Origin of the sequence: Arthrospiribacter ruber (genome assembly GCF_019343195.1) — a bacterium.
GTDB classification, from domain to species: domain Bacteria; phylum Bacteroidota; class Bacteroidia; order Cytophagales; family Cyclobacteriaceae; genus Arthrospiribacter; species Arthrospiribacter ruber.
Genome location: NZ_RPHB01000002.1, coordinates 245,673 through 270,770, shown reverse-complemented (window position 1 = coordinate 270,770; position 25,098 = coordinate 245,673). Strand labels below are relative to the sequence as shown.

18 protein-coding genes and 1 pseudogene are annotated in these 25,098 nt (G+C 39.5%); 7 read left to right on the top strand and 12 right to left on the bottom strand.

The annotated features are described in order from the left end of the window. The first annotated feature begins 136 nt into the window (after window positions 1–136). The 6 genes from EGN73_RS04160 to EGN73_RS04135 all read left to right on the top strand — a co-directional run bounded on the left by EGN73_RS04160 (window position 137) and on the right by EGN73_RS04135 (window position 10,624). Window positions 137–1,603 (top strand): hypothetical protein, encoded by a 1,467-nt coding sequence (locus EGN73_RS04160; RefSeq protein WP_219287217.1) that lies wholly within the window; start codon window positions 137–139, stop codon window positions 1,601–1,603. A gap of 378 nt (window positions 1,604–1,981) precedes the next feature. Further along, a complete protein-coding gene (locus EGN73_RS04155; RefSeq protein ID WP_219287216.1) occupies window positions 1,982–5,167 on the top strand; it encodes a SusC/RagA family TonB-linked outer membrane protein in 3,186 nt (1,061 codons plus the stop codon). Between the two features lie 11 nt (window positions 5,168–5,178). After that, window positions 5,179–6,912 (top strand): RagB/SusD family nutrient uptake outer membrane protein, encoded by a 1,734-nt coding sequence (locus tag EGN73_RS04150; RefSeq protein WP_219287215.1) that lies wholly within the window; start codon window positions 5,179–5,181, stop codon window positions 6,910–6,912. A 118-nt stretch (window positions 6,913–7,030) separates the two neighbouring features. Further along, window positions 7,031–7,900: an alpha/beta hydrolase gene (locus EGN73_RS04145; protein WP_219287214.1), complete on the top strand. Its 870-nt coding sequence runs from the start codon at window positions 7,031–7,033 to the stop codon at window positions 7,898–7,900. Window positions 7,901–7,919: 19 nt separating this feature from the next. Further along, window positions 7,920–9,356 (top strand): nucleoside hydrolase-like domain-containing protein, encoded by a 1,437-nt coding sequence (locus EGN73_RS04140; protein WP_219287213.1) that lies wholly within the window; start codon window positions 7,920–7,922, stop codon window positions 9,354–9,356. Between the two features lie 68 nt (window positions 9,357–9,424). Continuing rightward, window positions 9,425–10,624, top strand: coding sequence for an esterase (locus tag EGN73_RS04135; RefSeq protein ID WP_219287212.1), 1,200 nt, complete (start codon window positions 9,425–9,427; stop codon window positions 10,622–10,624). A gap of 325 nt (window positions 10,625–10,949) precedes the next feature. On the opposite strand, the gene EGN73_RS04130 is transcribed toward EGN73_RS04135, so the two are convergent. The 8 genes from EGN73_RS04130 to EGN73_RS04095 are packed head-to-tail and all read right to left on the bottom strand — an operon-like array spanning window position 10,950 to window position 19,882. Continuing rightward, complete coding sequence (locus tag EGN73_RS04130) at window positions 10,950–12,446, bottom strand: FGGY family carbohydrate kinase (RefSeq protein ID WP_219287211.1); 1,497 nt, start codon at window positions 12,444–12,446, stop codon at window positions 10,950–10,952. Next, window positions 12,446–13,429, bottom strand: coding sequence for an ABC transporter permease (locus EGN73_RS04125; protein ID WP_219287210.1), 984 nt, complete (start codon window positions 13,427–13,429; stop codon window positions 12,446–12,448). Before EGN73_RS04125 ends, EGN73_RS04130 begins: the two co-directional genes overlap by 1 nt. 38 nt (window positions 13,430–13,467) lie before the next feature. Beyond that, the gene (locus EGN73_RS04120) at window positions 13,468–14,985 is read right to left on the bottom strand and encodes a sugar ABC transporter ATP-binding protein (RefSeq protein ID WP_219287209.1); all 1,518 of its coding nucleotides are present in this window, start codon (window positions 14,983–14,985) and stop codon (window positions 13,468–13,470) included. Between the two features lie 6 nt (window positions 14,986–14,991). After that, the gene (locus EGN73_RS04115; RefSeq protein WP_219287208.1) at window positions 14,992–15,627 is read right to left on the bottom strand and encodes a DUF2291 domain-containing protein; all 636 of its coding nucleotides are present in this window, start codon (window positions 15,625–15,627) and stop codon (window positions 14,992–14,994) included. A gap of 6 nt (window positions 15,628–15,633) precedes the next feature. Beyond that, complete coding sequence (locus EGN73_RS04110; protein ID WP_219287622.1) at window positions 15,634–16,581, bottom strand: D-ribose ABC transporter substrate-binding protein; 948 nt, start codon at window positions 16,579–16,581, stop codon at window positions 15,634–15,636. Window positions 16,582–16,616: 35 nt separating this feature from the next. Beyond that, the gene (locus EGN73_RS04105; RefSeq protein WP_246611466.1) at window positions 16,617–17,588 is read right to left on the bottom strand and encodes a transketolase family protein; all 972 of its coding nucleotides are present in this window, start codon (window positions 17,586–17,588) and stop codon (window positions 16,617–16,619) included. Beyond that, window positions 17,578–18,426 (bottom strand): transketolase, encoded by an 849-nt coding sequence (locus EGN73_RS04100; RefSeq protein WP_219287207.1) that lies wholly within the window; start codon window positions 18,424–18,426, stop codon window positions 17,578–17,580. Before EGN73_RS04100 ends, EGN73_RS04105 begins: the two co-directional genes overlap by 11 nt. A 31-nt stretch (window positions 18,427–18,457) precedes the next feature. After that, a complete protein-coding gene (locus EGN73_RS04095; RefSeq protein WP_219287206.1) occupies window positions 18,458–19,882 on the bottom strand; it encodes an L-fucose/L-arabinose isomerase family protein in 1,425 nt (474 codons plus the stop codon). A gap of 488 nt (window positions 19,883–20,370) precedes the next feature. Here EGN73_RS04095 and ribB point away from each other — a divergent pair. Further along, window positions 20,371–20,964, top strand: a pseudogene (gene ribB, locus EGN73_RS04090) (3,4-dihydroxy-2-butanone-4-phosphate synthase); the annotation flags it as partial. A gap of 332 nt (window positions 20,965–21,296) precedes the next feature. On the opposite strand, the gene EGN73_RS04085 reads toward ribB, so the two are convergent. From EGN73_RS04085 to EGN73_RS04070, 4 genes are all read right to left on the bottom strand, one after another. Next, window positions 21,297–21,866: a pentapeptide repeat-containing protein gene (locus EGN73_RS04085; RefSeq protein WP_219287204.1), complete on the bottom strand. Its 570-nt coding sequence runs from the start codon at window positions 21,864–21,866 to the stop codon at window positions 21,297–21,299. 366 nt (window positions 21,867–22,232) lie between these two features. Then, complete coding sequence (locus EGN73_RS04080) at window positions 22,233–22,856, bottom strand: chloramphenicol acetyltransferase (RefSeq protein WP_219287203.1); 624 nt, start codon at window positions 22,854–22,856, stop codon at window positions 22,233–22,235. Between the two features lie 518 nt (window positions 22,857–23,374). Beyond that, a complete protein-coding gene (locus EGN73_RS04075; RefSeq protein WP_219287202.1) occupies window positions 23,375–23,944 on the bottom strand; it encodes a Crp/Fnr family transcriptional regulator in 570 nt (189 codons plus the stop codon). A gap of 106 nt (window positions 23,945–24,050) precedes the next feature. After that, window positions 24,051–24,872, bottom strand: coding sequence for an oxidoreductase (locus EGN73_RS04070; protein ID WP_219287201.1), 822 nt, complete (start codon window positions 24,870–24,872; stop codon window positions 24,051–24,053). Window positions 24,873–25,098: the final 226 nt, after the last annotated feature.

Genomic DNA, 25,098 nt, shown 5'->3' with positions numbered 1-25,098 from the left:
GTTCAATTATGCTTTTTTTCTTACCAATAAACGTAATTATATTTTTGCTATTTATTTCTTTTGTTTATTATTATTTATTTTTATTTTCGTAAAATTTGAAAATGAAAAATATACAGTAATAAAACACAAATGAGATATGAAGAGAGTCAATAATTTATTTTTCTTTTTTGTAGTCCTTACAATCTCTTGGGCGAGTACAGGAAATGCGGAACCTTTGTTTAATGACGAATATGATGGTATTAGACCTTATAGGGAGAATACCTGGTACTGGGAATATAAATCGAAACCCATTTTACTGAGAGGAGGGACAAATGATGATAATATATGGCAATGGACCGGTAAAGAGTTGACCGATCATCTTGATCTCCTTGTTTCGGTAGGGGGAAATTACCTAAGGAATACCATGTCCGATAGAGATGAGGGCAATGAATTTGCTTTCAAAAAATTGGAGAGTGGTAAATATGATCTAGACCAATGGAATGAAAAGTATTGGGACAGATTTGCTTTTTTCCTTGAAGAAGCAAATAAACGTGATATCATCGTGCAAATTACTTTTTGGGATTGGTTTGATCTTATGTTCAATCAATTTGAAGTGCATCCTCTTAATCCAAAAAATAATGTGACCCTTGATGCAGCTGAACTTACAGGTAGAGATGATTACTATGGAGGTTCGATCCGAACAGCCAACACAAAAGTTTTGGACCTTCAAAAGAAATATGTTGACAAGATCCTGTCAATGACTTTCGGATACGACAATATCCTTTATAATATCAGTAATGAAAGTAGTCTGGGAATGGATTGGGAATTTTTCTGGGCCCAATATATTAAGAGCAAAGCGGAGGAAATCTCTAAACCAGTCTTTATTACCAGTATGAACCTTGTCCCTTCAACAGGTGTGAGGCAGGTTATGATGCACAAAGATTTGTTCTCGTTTGCCGAAATTTCCCAAAACAATCAGGACTCAAGAGGGGCGAGAGGTGAGAATCACTACCGAAACCTGTTGCAATGGAGGAAATTAATACAGATGGATCCGCAAGGTCCATTCCCCATGAACAATGAGAAGATTTACGGTGCGGCAGATGGTATGGGTATGGTTGGTTCTATTGCTGGAACTTCAAAAGATGCTGAGGACAGGTTTTGGAAAAATGTTTTTGGAGGAGCCGCTTCTATGAGATTTCATAGAAACGAAGGGAACTGGGGTTTAGGTTTAAATGAAAGGGCTCAAAAAAATCTGAAAGCTTTGGATTTGTTTTTAAAGGAGTTCGATGTGTTTTCTTCACATCCCTATGAGGAAATTGAATTGATCGGGGCTTCTGAAGGCTATGCATTGGCAATTATGGGTGAAAAATATGCAGTGTATTTACCGCCAGGGCAAAATGCACTTCGGCTGGACCCCTGGACAATGAATGAAAGCTTCACTATTAAATTTTTGGATATTGAAACTGGAGAGTGGAGTGATGAAAAGTCGGTTTCTTTGGATTGGACAGAATCTGAACTGGACCATCAGTACGGTTATGAAAAAGGGCTTTTGGTCTCAAGGCATGGGGGAAATCCTATTGAAAGCCACAGGCCCACAGTTGCAATAATAGAAGTAAATAATTGATAGGGTTTAAGTTGTTTTAAAAAGGCTTGGGACATTCCCAAGCCTTTTTACTTTGTTTGTTTTTTTAAAACAATTTTTTTATTAAATCCCTGGAGCTTGTTTTGATATACTTCATATTTATTATTGATTACTTTCGAATGCTGATTTAAATCTTTCAAATATTTACGAATTATTTTTTATTTTTATTTTAATTTATGTTTATTTGTTAATGAATGGTTGATTTACAACTGATAATAAAAACCTTCGGTGTTTTGCACATTTGATTTAGTTATTGGTTGTTAAATCTTTTGAAATCAAAATTTATTATAAGTACCAGTCATAAATGACAAATGGATGACTGAGTTTAATTTTCAATTACATAACCCACTAACCTTAATTATGGAAAATAAGTACAAAAAATGTTTGTTGTTGGTGCTGGGAGGAATGCTTTCTGTAACAATAGCATTTGCCCAAAAAACTGTTACAGGTACCATTACCGATGAACAGGGGGAAGGTATTCCCGGAGTAACGGTTTTGATAAAAAATACCAGCATTGGGTCTGCCTCAGATATTGATGGCAGATATTCAATTTCAATTCCTGATGGAAGCAATGTTTTAGTGTTTTCATTTATTGGATATAATTCCCAGGAAAGAGCAGTAGATAATCAATCTGTGATTGATGTAGTGTTATTGGAAGATATAACTAATCTTACAGAAATGGTGGTAACAGGTTATGCTGTCCAGGAAAAAAGAGATATTACCGGTTCGGTGTCTCAGATTAAGTCAGAACAACTAATGGAAATGCCTGTCGCCACTGTTGAGAATCAGCTTCAAGGAAGGCTTTCAGGTGTTAATGTGACTTCCTCTGGTCAGCCCGGAGCTCCCTCAACTGTAAGAATAAGAGGTTTTAGCTCTTTTCAGGCCAATGAACCTTTATATGTTGTTGATGGAGTTCAAACAACAGATATATCTTCTCTTAACCCAAATGATGTTGAGTCTATTTCAGTTTTAAAGGATGCAGGAGCGGCCTCAATTTATGGGTCAAGAGCTTCAAATGGAGTTATTCTTGTAACAACCAAAAAAGGTAGAAAGGGTGAGCTTCAAATCAGCTATAATGCATTTTATGGTGTTCAGAATCCTGGCCAAGGATTTAATAATCTTCTTGATACCCAAGGAATGGCAGACCTTCAATGGCTGGTATTTGAAAATGGTACTTCCAATACTGAAAATCATCCGCTTTATGGAACTTGGAACAGAGGCGGCTCAGGCCCTAGAATACCGGATTATATTTTGCCAGCTGGAGCTATGGAAGGTGATCCCGGAACCGATCCAAGTCTATATAATTTTGATCCTGACAACTATTCAAATATCAATCAAATCGTAAGAGCAAACCAGGTTGGAACGAATTGGTTTCGTGAAGTAACAAGGAATGCACCGATACAAAACCATGATATATCTCTAGCAGGAGGAGGTGAAAAATCCAGATTCTTGGTAGGACTAAATTATTTCAATCAAGATGGAATTGTAATTGAAAGTTTTAATAGAAGGTATTCTGCAAGGTTAAACTCAGAATTTGAGATCAGTAATAGAGTTAGAATTGGTCAGAATTTACAAGTATCCTACCGCGAAAATAGGGGACTGGTGGCAGGGAACCAAGCAGAGGGCAATGCCATTGCGCAAGGTTTCCGGATGCAGCCAATTGTCCCAGTTAGAGATATCATGGGTAATTTTGCCGGAACTCGTGCTCCAAGTACAGGAAATGGGTCCAATCCCGTCGCCAGACAGGGGAGGAGTAGGTTTAACCAAGATTTAAATACAAGGATTTTGGGTAATATATATGTTGAAGCAGACCTGACCGATAACCTTTCTTTTAGAAGTAGTGCAGGTGGTACTTATACCAATGGATATTTCTACAATTTCACAAACCGAACATATGAAAACGGCCAAAATGTCGAAGCTAACAGTTTTACCGAAGGAGCAATGTTTATGTCTGACTGGACCTTCACCAATACCTTAACTTATTCCAAAACCTTCGATAAGCATAGAATTACTGCCGTAGCAGGGTATGAGTCGTTGAAATTTGATATTGGAAGAACTGTTTCTGGTAATAGAGGAGATTATTTTTCAGAGGACCCTGATTTCAGAACTTTGGATAATGGTGCGCAAATTATCAATGCATCGTCTAATGCATTGACTCCAACCACAGGGATTTCATATTTCCTAAGAAGTGATTATGCCTATAACGATAAGTATTTATTGAGCTTTACGGTGAGAAGGGATGGTTCTTCACGCTTCAGAGACCAATTTGGCACATTCCCCTCCGTGACTGGTGCCTGGAGATTGTCTGAAGAAGGCTTTCTTCTAAATTCAGGATTCTTATCAGATCTAAAGGTCCGAGGCGGTTATGGAGTTATGGGGAATCAACAATCATTAAGTCCGATCAATCAGTTCTTCTTGTTCGGAGGAAGTCCAAATACTTCATTTTATGATATCTCAGGGTCAAATACAAGCTCTGTTCAAGGTTTTAGGCCCTTTAGAATTGGAAATCCTGATGCCAGATGGGAAAGAGCAGTAAATGCAAATGTCGGGATAGATGCCTCATTTTTTGAGGACAGATTAATTCTTGTTCTGGATTGGTATAGAAGAGAGAATCTGGATCTATTGTATAACCCCCCTTTACCAGGCTTGGCCGGAGGAGCTGATGTTCCTTTTTTAAATGTAGGAAGAATGCTCAATACAGGAATTGATGCTGAACTGACTTACAGAAACAATTTCCGAAACGGGCTTAGGTTTGAAACCAATATAACCCTTACCACTTTCAGAAATGAGATTTTGAATTTAGCAGATGGTGTAAATGAATTTTTCGCAGGTGATTCCAGAATAGGGAATATATCCATTAATAGAGTGGGTAACCCTATGTCGGCATTCTTCGGATATCAGGTAGAAGGGATATTCCAAAGCCAAGAGGAAGTAAACAGTGCTCCGACTCAGGCTTTTGCCGCTCCGGGAAGATTTCGCTTTGCGGATGTAAACGGTGATGGTGTAATAGGACCGGACGACAGGGTTGTTTTGGGAAGCCCTATTCCGGACTTTACAGCTGGAATAAACCTTAGTCTAGGATATCAAAATTGGGATTTCAGTACATTCCTATTCGCTTCCGTGGGCAATGATATATATAATTTTACCAAATGGTACACTGACTTCTGGCCCTCTTTTCAAGGAGCAAAAAGTATTGACCTCTTGCAGAATAGTTGGACACCGGAAAATCCTGGTGCTACAACGCCAATGGCTGAAAATGTAAGTAATTTCAGTACAAATGCCCAGTCTAGCTCCTATTATGTTGAAGACGGATCCTTCCTGAGAGTAAGACAAATGCAGGTGGGGTATACCTTTCCCGGCCATGCCTTAGAAAGACTGAAGTTAAGTAGACTCAGGCTTTACGTTCAGGGAACAAACCTATTTACAATAACAGGCTACTCAGGTCTTGATCCTGAACTGATCGGTGGTGATACAGCATTTGGGATCGATTATGGGAATTATCCAAATGTCAGACAATTTCTTGTTGGGCTTAATGTTGGATTTTAAACTTTCTAATTATGAAAAATTTACATAAAAAAATATTTACCTTATTTATAGCAGGAGCACTGATATTATCTTATTCCTGCAGTGATGACTTCCTTCGTGTGAACCCTATTGGTACCCTGGATGAAAATGTCCTAAGGAATGTTGCCGGAGCTGAAAAATTGTTGATCGGAGTATATTCAAATCTGGATGGTACTTCACAAAATGTGACAAGTTGGAATTCAGCTTCATCCAACTGGATTTATGGAAGCATCGCCGGAGGTGAAGCAAATAAGGGTTCCGATGCAGGTGATAATGCTCTTGTTGCCCAGGTTCAGACATTTTCCATGGATGCGGCAAACGATATCTTTAATGGAAAGTGGAGAATAGTTTATGATGGTATTGCAAGAACAAATACACTGATCAACCTCTTGAATACTATCGAAGGGGAGGATGAAGCAACTATTTTGAGAATTAGAAGTCAGGCCGTTACCCTAAGAGGACATTATCACTTTGAAGCCAAAAGGCTTTGGGGGAATGTCCCCTACCTAAATGAAGATACAGAAGGTTACTATGTGCCCAACGATCAGGATATTTGGCCCTTAATAGAGGCTGATTTAAGATTTGGTTATGAAAATTTGCCGGAAAGTATGGGGGAAGTCGGAAGGGTCAATAAATGGGTCGCTGGTGCAATGTTGGCTAAAGCGCTTATTTATCAACAGAAATTTCAGGAAGCTAAACCCATAGTGGAAGCAATCATCAACAATGGCGTGAACCCTATGGGTGTCAAATATGCTTTAATTGATAATTTTAGTGATAACTTCGATATTGAGCATAATAATTCTGCGGAGTCTGTTTTTGCTTGGCAATATTCGGCCAATGATGGTTCAGGTGGATGGAATGCAGGGTATGGCGAAATCCTGAATTTCCCGTATGGAGGTCCTGGTTCTTGCTGTGGGTTCTTTCAGCCTTCCCAGGAATTTGTTAATTCCTTTAGGGTTGACAGCAATGGTCTTCCAATGTTGGATGGAAGTTATAACAGTCCTGAAAATGCTGTAAAAAGTGATGATGGCCTTGCTTCAACTGATCCTTTTGATTTGGATAACGGTCCACTTGATCCAAGGCTTGACTGGACTGTAGGTAGAAGAGGTATACCGTTTTTTGATTGGGGTTTACATCCAGGTAGAGACTGGATCAGAGATCAAAATTATGGAGGGCCTTACACTCCCAAAAAACAACTTTATAAAAAATCGCAGGAAGGACTTTTCACAGAGGTTGGTCAATGGACGACCGGGTTAACTGCAAATAACTATAATTATATCCGTTTTGCTGAAGTCATCTTATGGGCGGCCGAAATAGAAATAGAACTGGGTAACCTTGACCTTGCACGTGATTATATCAATATGATCAGGGAAAGAGCAAAAAACAGTGAATATGTTACTTATGAGGATGGTTCGGCAGCTGCCAATTACCAGGTAGATGTTTATCCTCCGGGTCATATCGCATTTTCAAGCCAAATTGAGGCAAGAAAAGCACTCTATTTTGAAAGAAAGCTTGAATTGGGTCTTGAAGGACACCGGTTTTTCGATTTGGTAAGATGGGGTGTGGCTAACGAATACCTGAATGACTTTATTAATTATGAAAGTCAGATCAGAACACAGGCTTATCAAGGAGCAGCATTTAATCCAGGTACAAATAATGTATACCCAATACCGCTATTTCAGATAGATATCAGTAGAGGTACATTACAACAGAATCCAGGTTATTAACTCATTTCCACCAACCTGTTTAATTCAAGAAAGGTGAGGGAATTCTTCACCTTTCTTCTTAGTCCCCTTCTGTGGGTTATGATCAGATCATTTGTCTTTTCCTTTTAAACCAAATCCTATGTTAAAGTTGAAAATCCCCCTCATGCTGTTTCTGGTTTTTATTGCTATTAATTCTTATAGCCAAACAGGAATTGTGTATGATAACCAGACCATTGAAAGCGAGATTCTTAATAAATCAAAAAAGTATTCCGTATACTTGCCCCCCGGATACAACACATCAGAAAGAGATTATCCCATTTTATACCTGCTTCATGGGGCCAATGATGACCATACCGGTTGGATCCAATATGGGAAGCTGGAACATACAGCTAATGAAGGAATATCAAATGGTACTGTAAGTCCAATGATAATTGTAATGCCTCATGCTGAAACGGACAAGGGGGGATATTTCAATAGTATTGACAATACCTGGAGGTATGAAGATTTTTTCTTTGATGAATTTATCCCTCACGTTGAAGAAAAATTCCGGGTAAAGAAAGGTAAAAGATTCAGGGCCATAGCTGGTTTGTCCATGGGAGGAGGAGGAACGCTCATGTATGCATTAAGACACCCGGACCTTTTTCAGACGGCTTGCCCTTTGAGTTCTTATATCGGTCCTCTTACTTTTGAAGATGCAAAAGCAGGTTATTCTTCTCAAAATGCAGGTGTATCAGATGGCCAAATGAGAACCTATTATAGAAAGCATAATGCATTGTCTATGGTTGAAGACTTACCTGAAAAAAATAGAAGTGCTGTAAGGTGGTATCTGGACTGTGGTGATGATGATTTCCTTTATGAAGGGAATAGTTTGCTGCATATAGCTATGAAGAAGAATGAAATACCTCATCAGTTCAGAGTCAGAGACGGCGACCATACCTGGAAATACTGGCAGGAAGCTCTCCCTGATGTATTGGAATTTGTGTCCAAAGGTTATATTTACAGAGAATGATGACATACATTTTTTTTACATGAGAAAGATATTTATACTGACAATTGTCTTAGTTTCTGTAAACCTGCATTTGTTTGGGCAATCCACCCCAAAACATAGGCTGGTGGTGCTGACAGATATTGAAGCTGATCCGGACGATGCGCAAACTTTGATCAGGTTATTACTATATTCAAATGAAATTGATATAGAAGCAATTATCGCTACTACTTCTGTCCACCAGAAATCCAGAGTTGCCCCGGAAACTATACATGAAATCTTGGATGCCTATGGAAGGGTACAGCCAAACCTGCTCCTGCACCACAAAGACTTTCCTGAAGCAGCTCACTTGAAATCTCTGGTCTCAAAAGGATTGCCGGTTTATGGCATGGAAGGAGTAGGTGATGGGAAGGACTCTGAGGGTTCCGAACTCATCATTAAAATTCTCGAAAAAAATGATGATAGACCTGTTCATGTTTCTGTTTGGGGGGGACCAAATACTCTGGCTCAGGCACTTTGGAAAATCAGGGAAACACGAACAAAAAAGGAAGCAGAAAAACTCATCAATAAAATGATGGTGTATACAATATCGGATCAGGACGACTCTGGATCATGGATGAGGAAGGAATTTCCCGGATTGGCCTATATAGTTAGTCCTGGATCCTATGCCAATGCTACCTGGAGAGCCATCAATCAAGTAGTGGAGGGTATCGATAATACCACTATCAGCAACGAATGGCTCGCTACCAATATTCAGCAAGGGCATGGGCCCCTAGGGTCTCTTTACCCAGATGTGGCATACGGATTGGAAGGGGATACCCCCTCGTGGTTAAATGTAATCCCAAATGGTCTGAACAATCCCGAACACCCAGATTGGGGAGGATGGGGCGGAAGATATGAATTATACACTCCCGAATTTCAAGGGAACAGCGATTCAAGGTTTACCGGAGGAGTACCTATGGAACCGGAAACCAGACCCATTTGGACGAATGCTGAGGATACTTTTAGTCCAAGGGTTTTTAATCAATATGGTAGAGCGATAAGAAAGGATACTGTTGCTTTTTCAGATAATTTTGTGACGCTATGGCGTTGGAGAGATGATTTTCAGAATGATTTTGCTGCAAGGATGGATTGGACAGTTAAAAATTTTGAAAATGCAAACCATCCACCTGTACCCGCTTTGGGACACCCTGATAAATTTACGGTGAAGTCAGGTGAGGTTTTTAGTTTGGATGCCAGTGGGACATATGATCCAGATGGAGACAATTTGAGTTATTGGTGGTTTCAGTATAAGGAAGTTGGGTCATATCAAAAAGACATTGATTTCAGGCCCTATTCCGAAAATCTATACAATGTCCATACAATTGAAGCTCCGGTGGTGCAGAAGCCTGAAACGGTTCATTTTATACTCCGGGTAACAGACAAAGGAACTCCGGCCTTGTCCAGGTATAAAAGGGTAATCGTAACAATAGTCCCTTAACTCAAAAATGAAAATATTTCTGTTGTTTTCAAGATTAGCAATTCTTTCCAGCTTCAAAATGCACCAATATGAAAGCAGATCTTTCAAGCCCAAAAAGTAAATTCAAATATTTCTTTGAAATTTTTTCAATTTGTATTTCGGTTTTTGCTGTGATTTTTAATTCCCCAGCCCAACAGGAAAGTACTTTGCGTTCCCCAGAAGTGCTTCCGGATAATTCAGTGGTGTTTAGAATTAAAGCTTCTAATGCAAGACAAGTGAGCGTTGTCGGTACCTTCACACCAGAGATTACCCCTATACCCATGACTAAAAACGGAGAAGGTATTTTTGAACTCAAGGTCGGCCCGCTTGCTTCAAATATGTACGAATACCGATTTATTGTTGACAGTACCTTTACACTTGATCCCTCCAACCCGGCAGTAACAAGGGATGGAGTTTGGATCGAAAACAGGCTTTTGGTGCCGGGGAAATTGGGGGATATTATGGCCACCAAAAACGTTCCCCATGGAAGTGTAACAGCTGTTTGGTACCAGTCTGCCATACTGGGCACCCAAAGAAGGATGCATGTATATACTCCACCGGACTATGGAACAGATGGAAAAAGTTATCCTGTTATGTATTTGTTGCATGGGGGTGGGGGAGATGAAGAAGGATGGGTCAATCGAGGTCGGGCGAATTACATTTTGGATAACCTTATCGCTTCCGGAAAGGCGGAACCCATGATTGTAGTCATTACCAATGGCAATCCAGATGCAGTGGCGGCACCTTTGGATTCCCCACTCGGCCAAAGCCCTAAGCTCAATGCCGGTATAGGTGCTATGGCTTCCAAAAAGTTTGAAGAAAGCTTCCTACATGATGTGATTCCATTCATAGAATCTAACTTTCGGGTTATTGCAGATCCTGATCACAGGGCCATAACGGGCTTTTCTATGGGAGGTTATCAAACTCAAAACATCACCAATTCAAACCCCGGAATGTTCAGCTACATAGGTGTCATGAGTATGGGACTGTTCAGTTCCTTCAGCGATTCTCCGGTATCCTATGACGAGGAACAACATATAAATGAATTGAAGGGATTGATAGCAAGCCAGCCCAAGTTGTATTGGATCGGAATCGGAAAAGATGACTTTCTATTCGAAACCGTTACAGAACTGAGGAAGCTTTATGATGAGCTGGGATTGGAATACGTTTACAGAGAAACTGAGGGTTTACATACCTGGTTGGAGTGGAGACAGTATTTAATCGAATTATCCACGCTGTTCTTTAAATAAAGGAACAGTAAGCATCTTCCTGAATCGTTGGTTGAATAAATTAAATTCACCGTTTAAATGTATTCTCATTTGTTCTCTGGTCCAAATACCATAACAATTCCTGAACTTTTGGATTTCATGGACCACTGTGCTGAAAATAGTACCTAGGGTCTGCTGAAAAACGCCAACTGGAGAATAAATGCTTTAAATTTTGATGAATACCCCGTTTGACAAGTATTTTATTTTTCAGCAAGCCCTACTTGTGATCATTAGGTAGATGTCAATACAACTGTTGCCATTAGGTACTCCGGGCAATTTGATGTAATAGTTTTGAGATTTTTAATGCTTAGATTTTGGATAAGGCGATTTTCCATTCGCCGTAATACCTGTCCATTAATTCATTGGGAAGTGATGGTTTTATTTCCTGCTTGATCTTGTTCAGCTTTTTCAATTCATCCAAATCTTTATATAGCCCGCTTTTAAGCCCAGCTATCATCGCTGCCCCAAGTGCAGAGACATCAAACATAGCCAAGGTTTTTAAGGACTTTTTTAACAGAGAAGCCAAGAACTCCATCACAAAGGTATTGCTACTGATGGCGCCATCTACCATGATGTTTTCAAGATCAATGCCAGTATCTTCTTTTATTGCCTGTACAATGTCTTTGATCTGGTAAGGGATCGACTCTAAAGCTGCACGGACAATATGGTTTTTATTCACCCCAAATGTTAACCCTGAAATTGAAGCTTTTCGGTTCATCTGCCAATGGGGGGCACCCAGGCCACTGAATGCAGGGATTAAATAAACTCCGGCATTGTCTTCTACATTTCGGGCCATATCATTGGTAGTGACACTGTTTTCAAATAGATTCAGTTCATTCTTCAACCATTCAATAGTAGCACCGCAGGAAACAATGATGCCCTCCATCGCAAAATCCACTCTGTTCTCCGTACTCCAGCAGATTGTAGTTACCATTCCGTTTTTTGAAGGTTTAAAGGCAGGACCAATATTCATCATGATCGAACAACCGGTGCCCATTGTTGCCTTGGCAGTTCCTGCTGAAAAGCACCCTTCCCCAAATGCGGCCGCATGTGAATCGCCTATCATGCCTGTAATAGGGATTTCCTTCTTGAATAAACCATTGCAATCGGAACTTCCAAAATAATGCGATGAAGGAACTGCTTGTGGTAAGATTATATCAGAAAGACCCAAACTTTCCAAAATTGATTTGTCCCAGCTTAAATCATGTAAGTTGAAAAGTAGAGTTCTGGAAGCATTTGTATAGTCTGTAAGATAGGACTCTCCTTTGGTAAGCCGGAACAAAAGCCAAGTATCTATGGTGCCAAAATATACTTTTTTAGCTTCTATTGCTTTTTTGATATCCTGAACATTTTCCCTAAGCCATTTCAATTTAGTGCCTGAGAAATAAGGATCTATGATGAGTCCGGTATTCCTTTGGACGGTTTCTGCGAATACTTCATTTTGGTTTAACTTTTCACAGATCTGAATAGACCTTTTACATTGCCATGATATGGCATTGTAAAGAGGTTTTCCATTTTCATCCCAAAGCACAAATGTTTCTCTCTGATTTGAAATACCAATACAAGAGATGGATGCCGGGTCATTCCCTTTGGACCTGAAATTTTCAAGACATCCTTCCACTGCTTCAAGGACGTTGGAAAAGATCAATTCCGGATCCTGTTCAACAAAACCCTCTTTGAGATAAAGTGTAGACAATGGAGTAGAAAACTTACAGACCAAATTAGCTTGACTATCAAAAATGATGGCCTTTGTTCCGCTTGATCCCTGGTCAATAGAAAGTATGTGCTTTGTGTTGGGGGTCATTATTTCCTGGTATTTGATTTGTCAATAATTATAGCCAAAAGAATCACAAAACCCTTGATTACCTGCTGCCAGAAAGGAGAAACGTTCAACAAGACGAGCCCATTGTTCAGGACACCTATGATTATTGCACCCAATACAGTTCCTCCTATTGTACCTTTTCCACCTGACAATGAAGTTCCTCCGATTACCACAGCGGCAATCGCATCAAGTTCATAACTGGCTCCTGCATTGGGTTGGGCGGAGTCAAGCCTGGAAGTGACAATGATTCCTCCCAAAGCTGCCAAACCACCCGCTATGGCATAGACTATGGTTTTGATTTTTCTGATGTTTATTCCGGATAGCTGGGCGGCACTCTCATTCCCCCCAATGGCATAAATATACCTTCCAAGACGGGTTTTATTGGTCACAAAAAATGCAATGGCCACAACTGTTAAGGCAATCCATACAGGAACCGGTATGCCCAGAAGCCACCCTGTACCTATGAAGGCATAGTTCTGGCCCAGACCGGAAATCGGGAAGCCTTTGGTATAAAGCATGGTAAAGCCTCTGGCAATAGTTAACATGGCTAAAGTAGCCACAAAAGGAGGAACCCTGAAAACAGTTATGGCCAATCCATTGAAAGTGCCCAGGGCAGTTCCACTAAGAATTCCGATCAGGACAGCACCAAAAATAGTAAAGCCGATAAAGGTATCGAAGAAAGGGAGTTCAAGCCCGAATTTCAAAAAGCCTGCTGTCAAAGCACCGGAAAGGGCCAGAATAGAGCCGACAGACAAATCAATTCCCCCGGTCAGGATCACTAAAGTCATTCCAACAGAAATGCAGATGTTGACACTTATCTGCCTCATGACATTGAGCATATTCGAAGAGGTGAAAAATATATCGGTCATCATTGCCAGTACAAAACATAAAATAACCAATGCCAGTAAGGATTGAAATTTAATCAATATGTCCCTGTAATTCCGGATTGATGTGCTTTTTTCCATAATCGAATCTTTGATGCGGTTATATATTGTCCTTTAAGTTAATTGGAGGCTTGTTTTGATTTGGGAATGGCCGCCTGCATGATCACTTCTTCATTGGCCTCAGATATTGGTATTTCTGCTGTGAGTTCTCCTTCCGCCATGACAAGAACCCTGTTGGAGACAGCAAGTATTTCAGGTAGTTCGGAGGAGACCATGATGATTCCCAACCCTTCCTTTGCCAATTGGGTGATAAGTTTGTAAATCTCATTTTTCGCATTCACGTCTATGCCCCTTGTTGGCTCATCCAGCAAAAGGATTTTTGGATGGGTGGCCAGCCATTTTGAAATGACTATTTTCTGCTGGTTTCCACCACTCAGGTTCATAACCAGTTGCTTCTGAGAAGAGGTTTTTATACCGAGTTCGCCTATGTACTTGCCTGCCAGCCTGGTTTCTTTTTTATGATTGATTGTTCCGAAGTTCTCCAATTTGTCCAACACGGTTAGACTAATATTTGTCCTTACATCCAAGCCAAGGACAAGGCCGTCCTTCTTCCTGTCTTCAGGTACCAATGCCAGTCCTGCCTGAATAGCATCTGAAGGATGCTGGAAAGCAGCAGCTGTCCCATTAATATGGATTTCTCCCTCGCTGGTTCCAGGGTGAAGCCCAAACAAGGACTCCAAAAGCTCTGTTCTTCCTGTTCCCATAAGACCGAAAATCCCAAGGATCTCGCCTTTATATAGATTGAATGAAATATGCTTCAGCATGCCGCTTTTGGTACCTCCTTTAGGGGTATAGCTAAGGTTTTTTACCTCCAGAATTTTTTCTTCCTGACCAGATACTTCCGGCGGTGTCAGAAGCTGGATATTCCTGCCCACCATTTTCTGAATGATATTATCTTTATTCATTCCCTTTATCAATCCCGATTCAATGGTTTTTCCATCCCGGAGAACCACAAACCTATCGGCAATCCTGATTAGCTCATCCAGCTTATGGGAGATATACACAACTCCCTTGTTTTGATTTCTTAAATTTTTAACGATCTCAAAGAGGATGTCTACTTCTTGGTCACTGATAGCGGAAGTCGGTTCATCCATGATAATTATTTCAGCATCTGTAAGTAATGCTTTTGCAATCTCCACAATTTGTTGCTGACCTACTTTAAGTGTGTAAACAGGTGTATTAGGATCAAGGTCTAACTTGAGCCGGTCCAAAAGTTCTTTTGCACGCCTCCACATTAGCTTTTTGTTGAGGGTTCCAAACCTGTAGGTGATTTCCCTCCCCAAGAAAATATTCTCGGCAATGCTCAGTTGAGGGATTAAACTTAATTCCTGATGAATGATTGCTATTCCCTCATGCTGTGCTTCACTGGGATTGGAAAAACCAAGTCTCTTTCCATTGAAAATAATTTCTCCATCATAATCTGGATATACTCCGGATAAAATTTTCATCAAGGTAGATTTTCCCGCTCCGTTTTCACCGATCAAGGCTGTAACCTGACCTAAATGAATTTCCATATTTACGCTCTCCAATGCACGGACGCCGGAGAAATTTTTGGATATGTCTTTGGCTATTAGCATTTGTCCTTATTGTTGAAAATCAGGTCTGAGAGATAATTGAAGCGGAATGATTTCAAGATCCTGAAGCATCAGATGTTGCCTGTTGAGTTCAATTACACCGATGTATCCTACATGATCCCCTAGCTTTACTGATTTTGAAAATGAAGAGATAATGTTGTTTTTGATGATTGAATTGAGGTGTTCAGAAACACTGTTGAGTTCTGAAGTACTGTCAAAATCATTGAGGTCAATGACATCAAAAGCATCTCTTGCAGCATTTCCATAGATAAACTCAAAAGCAATTGTCAGTTTCCTGTTGTCCGGTTTGAGTTTCAGGTAGTCCTGATTAAGTTCTTCCACCAAACCGGTACCTTTGACAAGGAAATACCTGATATTTCCAATACTTAATGCTGATCCATATTGATCAAATGTTTTTTCTTTATCAGTTTCAAGCCATTGGATAAGGGAATCCAGTGGAACCGCTTGCCCAAGTCCGGGAAGCACAATTTCATCCCAGTATTCCTGAGAAAAAGCCGCTGCGTCGAAAGTCCTACCTGCCTTGGCTAATTTGTACTCACTTAAAGGGTGGATTTCAACAGACAAATAGACCAGAAGAACAAGGACTCCCACACTGATTGCTGCTTTGTATAGTTTTTCAGTCATGCGTCCTTAATTTTCAATATAAAATCTGACATTCTCTTCGGTGACCAATTCAACTGAGACTGGCGTTTTTTCCGGGAATTCCCTCTCCCCCCTGAAGTACTGATCAGCAAATGCTGCGGCTGTTTTGGCCATTAATTCAGGGAATTGCATACCGGTTGCCTGTATCTTACCATCTTGAATGGATGTGATGACTTCACTTGCTCCATCAAAACCGAAAACCTTTACTTTGTCTTCAAGACCTGCTGCAACCAAGGCCTGATAGGCACCCATTGCCATGGGGTCATTGCCACAAAAAACCGCATCTATATCAGGTTGTGCCTGTAATATTGATTCCATGACCTCCATGGATTTATTTCTGTCAAACTCCCCACTTTGCTGGGCAACCATAATCAAATCCGGATAATTGTCCACCACAGAATGAAATCCTGAAGACCTGTTCCAGGTGTTGTTATCACCCACCATACCGATAATTTCCACATACCTGCCCTTTTTGTCAAGACTTTTGACAAAGTGCTTCCCGATGGCAACGCAGCCTGAGTAGCTGTCCGAAAGGATCTGCGAAGTGGCTACGCCTTTGGCATTAACTTCCCTATCCATGCAGAAAACCGGTATGCCGGCAATTTTAGCCTGTTGAATATTGGAAATTGATCCATCAGAGTCAGTGGGATTGAAAAGGATGGCGTCATAACCTGAAACAATTGCATTTTCAAAATGGTCAGCCTCTAGGGCTGTGCTGTTTTGGGAATCAAAAATTTTTGCTTCATGACCCAAAGATTCAGCTTCTTTTACTGCTGATTCCGCAAGCACCATAAACCAGGGATTGTTTAAAGTGGAAATTACTACAGCAATTTTTTTTGTGTCTCGCTGCCGGGGTTTTTGCTTACAAGCATGAAAGAGAATAAATGTGCTGATAAAAATCAAAAACAATCCAAAGTTCTTAACATTCGAAATCATCATTAAAGTAGTTTTTATAGCGTGCAGGGAAATACTCAAAGGCTTATCAATTCCAGAATTTCTTTTGAAATACCTCTTCCTGAAATTCCGTAATGTTCAAATATTTCAACTTGTGATCCTGTTATGGTATATTCATCAGGGATTCCCATGATTTTGAATTTGGGTGAGAAACCAGACTGTATAAGAAATGCGGCACATGCTTCCCCCAAACCTCCATTCACCATGTGTTCTTCTACGGTTAGCATAACAGGGTAAGATTTTGCCAGTTCTTTTAACAATCCGCCATCCAGCGGCTTAACGGTATGCATGCTCACTACTCCAATTTGTATATTGTGATTGTCTTCCAGATACTGTGCTGCTTCAAGAGCGGGAAATACCGTTTCTCCCGTCGCAATGACCACAGCATCTTTCCCTTCCCTTACTAATCTGCCTTTTCCAACTTCAAAATCCTTGCTTTCAGAAACAAATGGCATTGGCTTTTTGCCGAACCTGATATATACAGGGAAATCGGACGCCGCAGCAAACATTATGGCTTGCTCAGTTTCATAATTATCTGCCGGACAAATGATGGTAATATTGTTGACTGCTCTAAGGGCAGCAAAATCATGGAGGCTATGGTGGGTTGTCCCTAAAGCTCCGTAACTTACCCCAGATGAAATTCCTATTAAGTTTACAGGGTTGTCTGAATAAGCCACATCATTTTTCACTTGTTCAAAAGACCTTGCTGTCAGGAAACAAGCCGGAGAAACAGCAAAGACTTTCTTGCCCGCTGAAGCCAGCCCCGCTGATATTCCAACCAGATTTTGTTCAGCTATGCCCACTTCCACAATTTGCTCAGGATATTTTTCCCCAAAGGGTACAAGTTTGCCAGAACCTCTGGAATCACTTGTTACCACAATAATGTCATTGTCTGACTCTGCCAGATTTTGAAGGGTGTTGGAAAAAGCCTCCAGGTTTGGTATTCCCATTTTAAGGGATGAAGGTTTAATGATCGACTCACTTCTCATGCAGTTGAGGTTTTTGAAGTTGTGAAATTTGATTATTTAGTTCTTCGATGGCAAGTTTATAGTCCTGGTCATTTGGTACACCATGATGCCATTTTAGTGTATTCTCCATATAACTTACTCCTTTCCCTTTTACTGTCTGTGCAATAATTACATTTGGTTTCCCTTTTTCGAAAGGGACATCTAACAGGTTGTTCTCAAGCTCCTTTAGATCATTGCCATCCACTTGCCTGACCGAACAGCCGAAGGATTCAAACTTTGGAATTACCGGTTCTAAATTCATTACTTCAGCATTTGGACCGGTTATCTGAAGCTTGTTGTAATCAAGGATGACAACAAGGTTGTCAAGTTTGTAATGGGATGCCGCTAAAAGAGCTTCCCAATTGGATCCTTCAGCCAATTCCCCATCCCCCAAAAGCGTAAAAACTTTAAAATGTAAGTTATCCAGCTTTGCTGCCAGGGCAGTTCCTACACTGAGTGCCAGGCCGTGCCCCAAAGCTCCGGTGTTCTGTTCTACTCCCGGTACTTTCCTCGTAGGATGGCCAATGAAATGGGATTTGTATTTACATAAGGTTTCCAGTTCAGCTTCGGGAAAGAAACCCTGGTCAGCAAGAACAACATAAAGTGCCTCCACGGAATGTCCTTTGCTTTGTATATAACGGTCTCTTTCATTGTTCTTGAAGTTTTGTGGATTGACATTCATTATTCTGTTATAAAGAACATTTAGGATGTCAGTACAGGAGAGACTCCCTCCAGTATGTCCAGCCGAAGCCATTTTAATATACCTGAGGATCTTTTTTCTGTACTCAAGAGATTTTAGTTTAAGTTCAATTTCAGTCATGTACATTAATTTACATTGTATCAAAACGGTTTCAGTGTCTGTAAACTTCCCAACCCATATAGTTTTCCAATGCTTCCTCCAAAATGTGGGCAGAATGGGAAGCGTTCATTACCACGTGGTGCTCAAAGCCGTTTTTACAAACATATTTCATCAGATCCTGAAGATTAGGAATTTTTGCAACAGCCTTGTTTCCAAAGGTTTTGAGTTCATCATTTGTAAGTTCTCCTTCTCCTATGTAAGCTTTAATTTTACCCTTTACATCATCTGTTGAGATTCTTCCAAAAGTAAGGTTCGATGCAGGTGTTCTTCCTGAAAGAGCACCATAAGTGTTTTCTTCACCAACAGTAGTGCCCAGTATAGGTGCTGTGCTTATTTCAATATCGGGAAGGAAGGATTTGGCCCAGTTTCCACAATGAAACAAAACACATTTTTCCGGATCTTCCGCGTAATTGTTGTTCCAGTCCACCAAAGCCGATGGGGAACCTGAAGCTAATTGCATGGCATACATCGTCAAAGTTCCGGTGACATCGACTTCGCAGGCACTGGGCTGCATATTCTCACTCATCATACTCATACTTGTACAAACATTGCAACCATAGTTCTCCTGTACAGAAGTCCAACACTGTATCGCTGTTGCATCAAGAGCATTTTCCTGGATAAAATCATTGAGCGCTATATCCATCTTTGCTATCTGGAACAAAGCTTGCGCAGGAGTTCTTCCCACATTAGCATATGAATTGATTAATTCTAATCGTTTTTTGACTTCTGCTGACTCATTGTCTATTTTATTTGCTTTGCCCAATATTTCAGACAAGTCCACTGTAACTACTGATATCCCGGAGTGCTGCAAAAGCTTTTCACTGTACCTAACCGTGTTGAACCCGCCTGGCCTTGCACCAATAGCACCAATTCGGGCTGATTTCATACCTCTGACAACACGGCATACGGACACAAAATCCTGTAAATCTTTTAAATACTTAGGATCCGAAGGGGAGCAAACATGGTCTGTGGTCAATGAATACTTTATTCCATACTGATAGAGGTTGTTGCAAACAGAGATTTTACCGCACCATGCATCCCTTCTTCTGGCTACATCAAGCTTGTTAAGGTCATCAGGGTAACCCTGGATCAATACAGGGACATTCAAATCTGCCAGTTTCAGGGTTTCGGCAACGCCTCTTTCATCCCCGAAATTCGGTAGAATGACCAAGATGCCTACTATATCATTTTTATGTTCTGAGAATAGCTTTGCACATTTAACAGCATCCTGAAAAGTCTCGACACCGCCTAGTTTAGTGTCCTGATCACTGAGTAAAATACCGTTTATATTGATAGAATTAAGTAATTCAATAAGCTCCTTTCTGGCTTTCGAAACCAAGCTGTCAGGGAAAAAATTTCTGTTTCCTATGATGACACCTAAGCTTACTTTTTTTTGCTCTTTCCCTTTGAAAATCATTTTACATCTTATTTAAATTATGAATCCTTTTAGATAGATTTTTCCATTTATACAGATAATCAACCTTTTAATATATGAAGGTTTCTTTAAGAAAGCTTCTTAAATGCGTGGATTTAATAACAAATAAACGAAAAAAAACATAAGAAATAAAAAATTAATAAAAACAAATAGGGGTAATTCGTAAGTGGATCCTTGAGTTTTTAATTGAGTTTTCCCTGTAATCAGCTCATTTTAAGTGTTATCTAGTAGCAATTTTCTTGTGTTAAAAATTATTGGATTACTTTGCCTTTTGAACAGAATGATGCCATTTTAAATGATTTAAGCATTTTTGTTCTATTAATGGACATAAAAGCAACTATTTTGACTGAAGTAGTAGCTCCAAAATCTCAATACTTTTGATTAATTTAATAGAATTTTGCTTTTTTTTGGAAGGAAGTAGTTTTCTTTGTGCAACTTTATTAACTAAGGAGTATTTCTAATATTTACAGATGTTTGACACAATAGAAGAAGCAATAGAAGATTTTAAAAATGGAAAAATCGTAATTGTTGTTGATGATGAAGATAGGGAAAATGAAGGTGATATGATATGCGCTTCCGAACTCATTACTCCTGAATTGGTGAATTTTATGGCTAAAGAGGCCAAAGGGTTAATGTGCGTGTCTTTGACCGAGGAAAGATGTAATGAACTGGGCCTTAAATTAATGGTCAATAATAATTCTTCAAATTATTCAACAGCTTTTACAGTCTCAGTTGATCTAGTTGGATTTGGTTGTACTACAGGGATATCGGCATTTGATAGAGCAAAAACCATAAATGCTTTGGTTGATCCAAATAAAATACCTTCAGACTTTGGTATTCCTGGTCATATTTTCCCCTTAATTGGCAAAAGTGGGGGTGTAAAGGTAAGACCGGGTCATACAGAAGCAGCGATTGATCTGGCCAAGCTCTCGGGTTTAAAGCCTTCCGGAGTCCTGATTGAAGTTTTGAATGAAGACGGCTCAATGGCACGCCTTGATGACTTAAAAAAAGTTGCTGTCAAACACGGTTTAAAGTTGATCAGTATTGAACAATTGATATCTTATATGTCTTGATTTTGATTCTAAATCCATTGTCCTAAGATTCCTCCCCCCACCCAAAAGTCCCAGTATCCCTGACTTTGAGGTAGCTAGGCTGGGCATAAATGATGGGAGAAATAGGGGTAATTCCGGGAGCCCGATCAGACTGTTTTCAAACCTGTCTTTTGGAAGAGTGCATTTTGGAAAGGAGTACAATTTTAACGATAAGCAATAGCCAAAATCCCTTTAGGGTTTATGGATATAAATGCACTGCTAGAAATCCTTTAGCAAAACTTATAGTATGTCCGTTGCCAATAGGTTTTTATCTGTTACAGTTTCAATTTTTAGCAACTTGTGTTCTAATTTGAGTGCTCAATTTCAATATCATACTTCGCCAACAGGCCTTCAATGCCCGAAAATGAAAACTTTGCTTTCTTAACCCGGTTTTCATCCAGGTCAATAGTGTAATTGTAAGAAGTTCGGAAGTCTACCTTTTCAATTATTGATTGGTAAAAAGTTGCACCTTCCAGGTTACAGTTTTCAAACAATGCAGCCGTCAGGTCCGCTTCTGAAAAGTCTGCTTCCTGCAATTGGGATTTTTTGAAAACAGTCTTCTTGATTTTTGTCCTGTAAAATGAAGAGTGGTTTAGCTGGCAACCGTCAAAGGAAAATGAAAGGCCAAACTCATTGCAGTGGTCAAACCGGAGACCCAACATTTTGCAGTCTTTGAACTGTACATCACGAAACACTGTCTTAGTGAGCTTTGCCAAACTCAGATTGCAGGCAATAAAAGTGCAGTCAGTAAACTTAAAACCGGACAGATTGAAGTCAGCTAAGTTACAGGCTTGGAATGTGCAGTTTTCGTATTCTCCTTTTGTAAGTGAGTCGTTTTGATGAAAGGTTTTGTCCGTAATGTATATGTCTGTCATTTGCTGTTATTTATTTTGGGCCCGTTTCATTTAAGCCTTGCCAATTAAGCGATTCAGTCTGAAGTAGACAGGTTTGATAAATATTGGCCATCTTTGTAATGAGCACTTAAAAGTATTAAAGTGAAAGTGTTTCTGTCGAAATTGATTTTAATATTTTCTTCAATTTCTATTATTTTTTGTTCAGAGTGGATTGATTCTGATAGTTCAAATTGAAGTGAAACGTGTCCTATATCGCCTCCAAGAACAGCTTCCGTTGTACTTTCTACTAATTTGGCTCTTATTGACGTTCCATTTAGATCGGTAGCAACTAGCTTGTCTTTTGATTTTTCAATGTAAAAAACAATTGTTTCTAGAATTCTTGTCTTATTAATTCTTCATTAGCTCTTGAAACCTATCAACAAAAAGCCCAACATGATAGCCGTCAATTAGACCGTGATGTCCGTGAATTGAAACAGGCATTGTTTTTACGCCTCTTTGCTCGGTTACTTTTCCAAAAGATATTTTTGGTGAACTGTCTGGGTAAGAAAAACTTCGGGCATGGGAAAGGGCGGTAAAGTCTATCCAGGGTATAGCCGAAAAATGAATGACGTTTTCTCCGGAAACCGCAGGCATTAAATCATTCGATTGCTGTACACGTTTTATCTCCTTTATAGCCTTTGCATAAAAATCGCTCTCGCCCTGGGAATACTCCAAATATGCAAAACCAAAAGTACCGTTTGGCCGATTGATAGTAGGAGAAGCGTTTATGCTGTCAAAGATATATACCTGCTTATCGATGATCCTGTACCGGAAATTTTCTATTTCATTGGCTGTTTTCAAAGCTCTGAATAAATAATACAAAAAAAATGAATTGCCACTTTCTTTTGCGGTCTTATAGGCTGATGTGCAATCTATATTTACCGTAACGCCAAAAAAAGGTTCCTCAAACTGGGAAAAGAATAAATAATGTTCTTTTCTGCTCCACTTTTCTATGTCAATCAATGTTTTCATATCCATAAATAATTCAAAATGCTGTCAATACTTTTTTTTTCAAAAATTTTTGAGTTTTGGTTTATGTTTTTGTTATTTGCTATCCGTGTGACATGATAGACTTTCTGTAAACTTATTAAGAAGCATTTTCATCATGACCTTTCTAATTGTTATCGATTATTTTTATCCTTCAAACCTGTCAAATCCTCACCACCTAAATTACACTGTCCAGGGAAATTTCACCAATAAAAATCAAACTCCGGATTCCGGATCTTTTGGTACTTGAAGGGAATTTTAAAAAAAGAAAAGTATAAGTTGGAAATGATCCTGCGGATAGGAGTAAAACCAACTCAAAGGGGCAAGTTGCCACAAAGATCACTATTCTTGGCGGCTACTCCCATTGATACATTTATCCTCTAAGGATTGCGGATAGAACTGGTAGAAACAAGGATTTTATCCGGTGGACTGAATGTTAGGAGATATGGTTATCAGCTGACCTATTTCAGCCTGTTTCTGCGGGAAAAATAATTTCAGGAATATCAGCGGATATTTTTTCTAATTCTGCTCAAGGAAGATTGTGTCACGCCGAGGTAGGAAGCTAAATAAGAAAGTGGAATGCGATTGATAAGTTGTGGGTATTTTTCTATAAACCCCAAGTATCGGGTTGTGGCATCTTCCGAAACCAAAGGGCTTCTTCTGTCTAACTTTTGAATCAATGATTTTTTGATGATCTTATTTACAATACTTTCCCATCCAACTATGGTATAGGAGATTTCTTCCCAATTATATTCGGGAAACACAATTAATTTGCAGTCCGTAACGGCTTGGACATATCTTGAAGAAGGAATTTTGTTTTCAAAACTGTCCAGGTCCACAACAAAATTGTTTTCGTCTATAAAATATTTGGTAATATCTTCACCTTTATTGCTATAATAGCAAACCCGGAGTATACCGTCCAAAATGAAACCAACCTGTTTTGCAATTTTGCCGGCCTCTGAAAAATAGTCTTCTTTTCGAAGTGCTAATTCCCTTGACTTGCTTGTAATGAAATCAATTTGCTGTTTGTTCAAATTTCCGAATTGTAATAAATAATTGATTAGTGCTTCCATAGTTTTATTTCAAGTGTATGGTGTTTGATTCTCAACGGTCACAAGGAATTCCTGACTGCTGCAGGCAGGTCGCACCACAGATTATCGTTTCTAGGTCTGGAGCAGGTTATATGCCCGATTTCATTTGGCTCATGATCAGTTTGTCAAACATTTTATCGGACAGCATTTTTCTTAAAAATAACATCATTTTTGCTCCCGAAGCACCAACATACCTGGTTTTCGGACTATTTGATTCAATGCCTTGTTTGATAAGCTTTGCAATGACAATCGGATCGGCTGCATTTTTTTCTAATGCTGCATACATATTGATTACGCCTTTTGCCAAAGTGCTGTATCCGGTATTGCCCGAAACTCTTGACATATATTCAGTTCCAAGTCCTGTCATTTCGGATTTAGTGCCTCCAGGCTCAATGACTATTACGTCAATTCCGAACGACTTTACTTCTTTTCGAAGCGCATCACTCAATCCTTCAATAGCAAATTTACTTGCGTGATACCATGCGCCCATGGGCAAGGTTACTTTACCACCAACCGATGAAATGTTTACAATTTTACCGTAATTGTTTTTTCGCATAGCGGGCAATACCAATTGTATTAAACGTGCCACTCCAAAAACATTTACTTCCAACTGATATTTTGCATCAGACATTGGCATATCTTCCAAGGCACCATAATAGCCTGATCCTGCATTGTTGATTAAAACGTCAATGCTACCTGTTTCTTCCAAAATTTGTTTAATACAAGCAACAAGGCTTTCTTCTTTGGTAACATCCAAAGAAATTGGTTTTATGCCGTGTTTTTTTAAGTCTTGCATTTTCTCTGTTCGGCGTGCAGCTCCGTATACATTGTAGCCGTTTTGTGCCAAATATATTGCTGTTGCTTTTCCGATTCCTGCCGATGCACCTGTTACTAAAACTGTCTTTACCATTTTTTTATTTTTTTAAGTTATTAATGGTACAAAGCTGGCTCAATAAAAAATGGAATCATTTGTCATTTGGCAAAAAGTGAGTTTTGGGTGGCGGGCAGGCCTGGTTCTCTTGTCTTTTAAAATTTTCCTGTGCGTTTGACTTTATTGTTTTTATGTTTCAAAAACTTAAATATATTAATGTGATTTTATCCTACTTTGCCAGTAATATCAAATAATAAAATTTAAT

Bases quoted from the DNA above. Each gene is read 5' to 3' on its own strand.
- EGN73_RS04160 (WP_219287217.1), top strand. From the start codon at position 137: ATGAAGAGAGTCAATAATTTATTTTTCTTTTTTGTAGTCCTTACAATC.
- EGN73_RS04155 (WP_219287216.1), top strand. From the start codon at position 1,982: ATGGAAAATAAGTACAAAAAATGTTTGTTGTTGGTGCTGGGAGGAATG.
- EGN73_RS04150 (WP_219287215.1), top strand. From the start codon at position 5,179: ATGAAAAATTTACATAAAAAAATATTTACCTTATTTATAGCAGGAGCA.
- EGN73_RS04145 (WP_219287214.1), top strand. From the start codon at position 7,031: ATGTTAAAGTTGAAAATCCCCCTCATGCTGTTTCTGGTTTTTATTGCT.
- EGN73_RS04140 (WP_219287213.1), top strand. From the start codon at position 7,920: ATGAGAAAGATATTTATACTGACAATTGTCTTAGTTTCTGTAAACCTG.
- EGN73_RS04135 (WP_219287212.1), top strand. From the start codon at position 9,425: ATGAAAGCAGATCTTTCAAGCCCAAAAAGTAAATTCAAATATTTCTTT.
- EGN73_RS04130 (WP_219287211.1), bottom strand. From the start codon at position 12,446: ATGACCCCCAACACAAAGCACATACTTTCTATTGACCAGGGATCAAGC.
- EGN73_RS04125 (WP_219287210.1), bottom strand. From the start codon at position 13,429: ATGGAAAAAAGCACATCAATCCGGAATTACAGGGACATATTGATTAAA.
- EGN73_RS04120 (WP_219287209.1), bottom strand. From the start codon at position 14,985: ATGCTAATAGCCAAAGACATATCCAAAAATTTCTCCGGCGTCCGTGCA.
- EGN73_RS04115 (WP_219287208.1), bottom strand. From the start codon at position 15,627: ATGACTGAAAAACTATACAAAGCAGCAATCAGTGTGGGAGTCCTTGTT.
- EGN73_RS04110 (WP_219287622.1), bottom strand. From the start codon at position 16,581: ATGATTTCGAATGTTAAGAACTTTGGATTGTTTTTGATTTTTATCAGC.
- EGN73_RS04105 (WP_246611466.1), bottom strand. From the start codon at position 17,588: ATGAGAAGTGAGTCGATCATTAAACCTTCATCCCTTAAAATGGGAATA.
- EGN73_RS04100 (WP_219287207.1), bottom strand. From the start codon at position 18,426: ATGACTGAAATTGAACTTAAACTAAAATCTCTTGAGTACAGAAAAAAG.
- EGN73_RS04095 (WP_219287206.1), bottom strand. From the start codon at position 19,882: ATGATTTTCAAAGGGAAAGAGCAAAAAAAAGTAAGCTTAGGTGTCATC.
- EGN73_RS04085 (WP_219287204.1), bottom strand. From the start codon at position 21,866: ATGACAGACATATACATTACGGACAAAACCTTTCATCAAAACGACTCA.
- EGN73_RS04080 (WP_219287203.1), bottom strand. From the start codon at position 22,856: ATGAAAACATTGATTGACATAGAAAAGTGGAGCAGAAAAGAACATTAT.
- EGN73_RS04075 (WP_219287202.1), bottom strand. From the start codon at position 23,944: ATGGAAGCACTAATCAATTATTTATTACAATTCGGAAATTTGAACAAA.
- EGN73_RS04070 (WP_219287201.1), bottom strand. From the start codon at position 24,872: ATGGTAAAGACAGTTTTAGTAACAGGTGCATCGGCAGGAATCGGAAAA.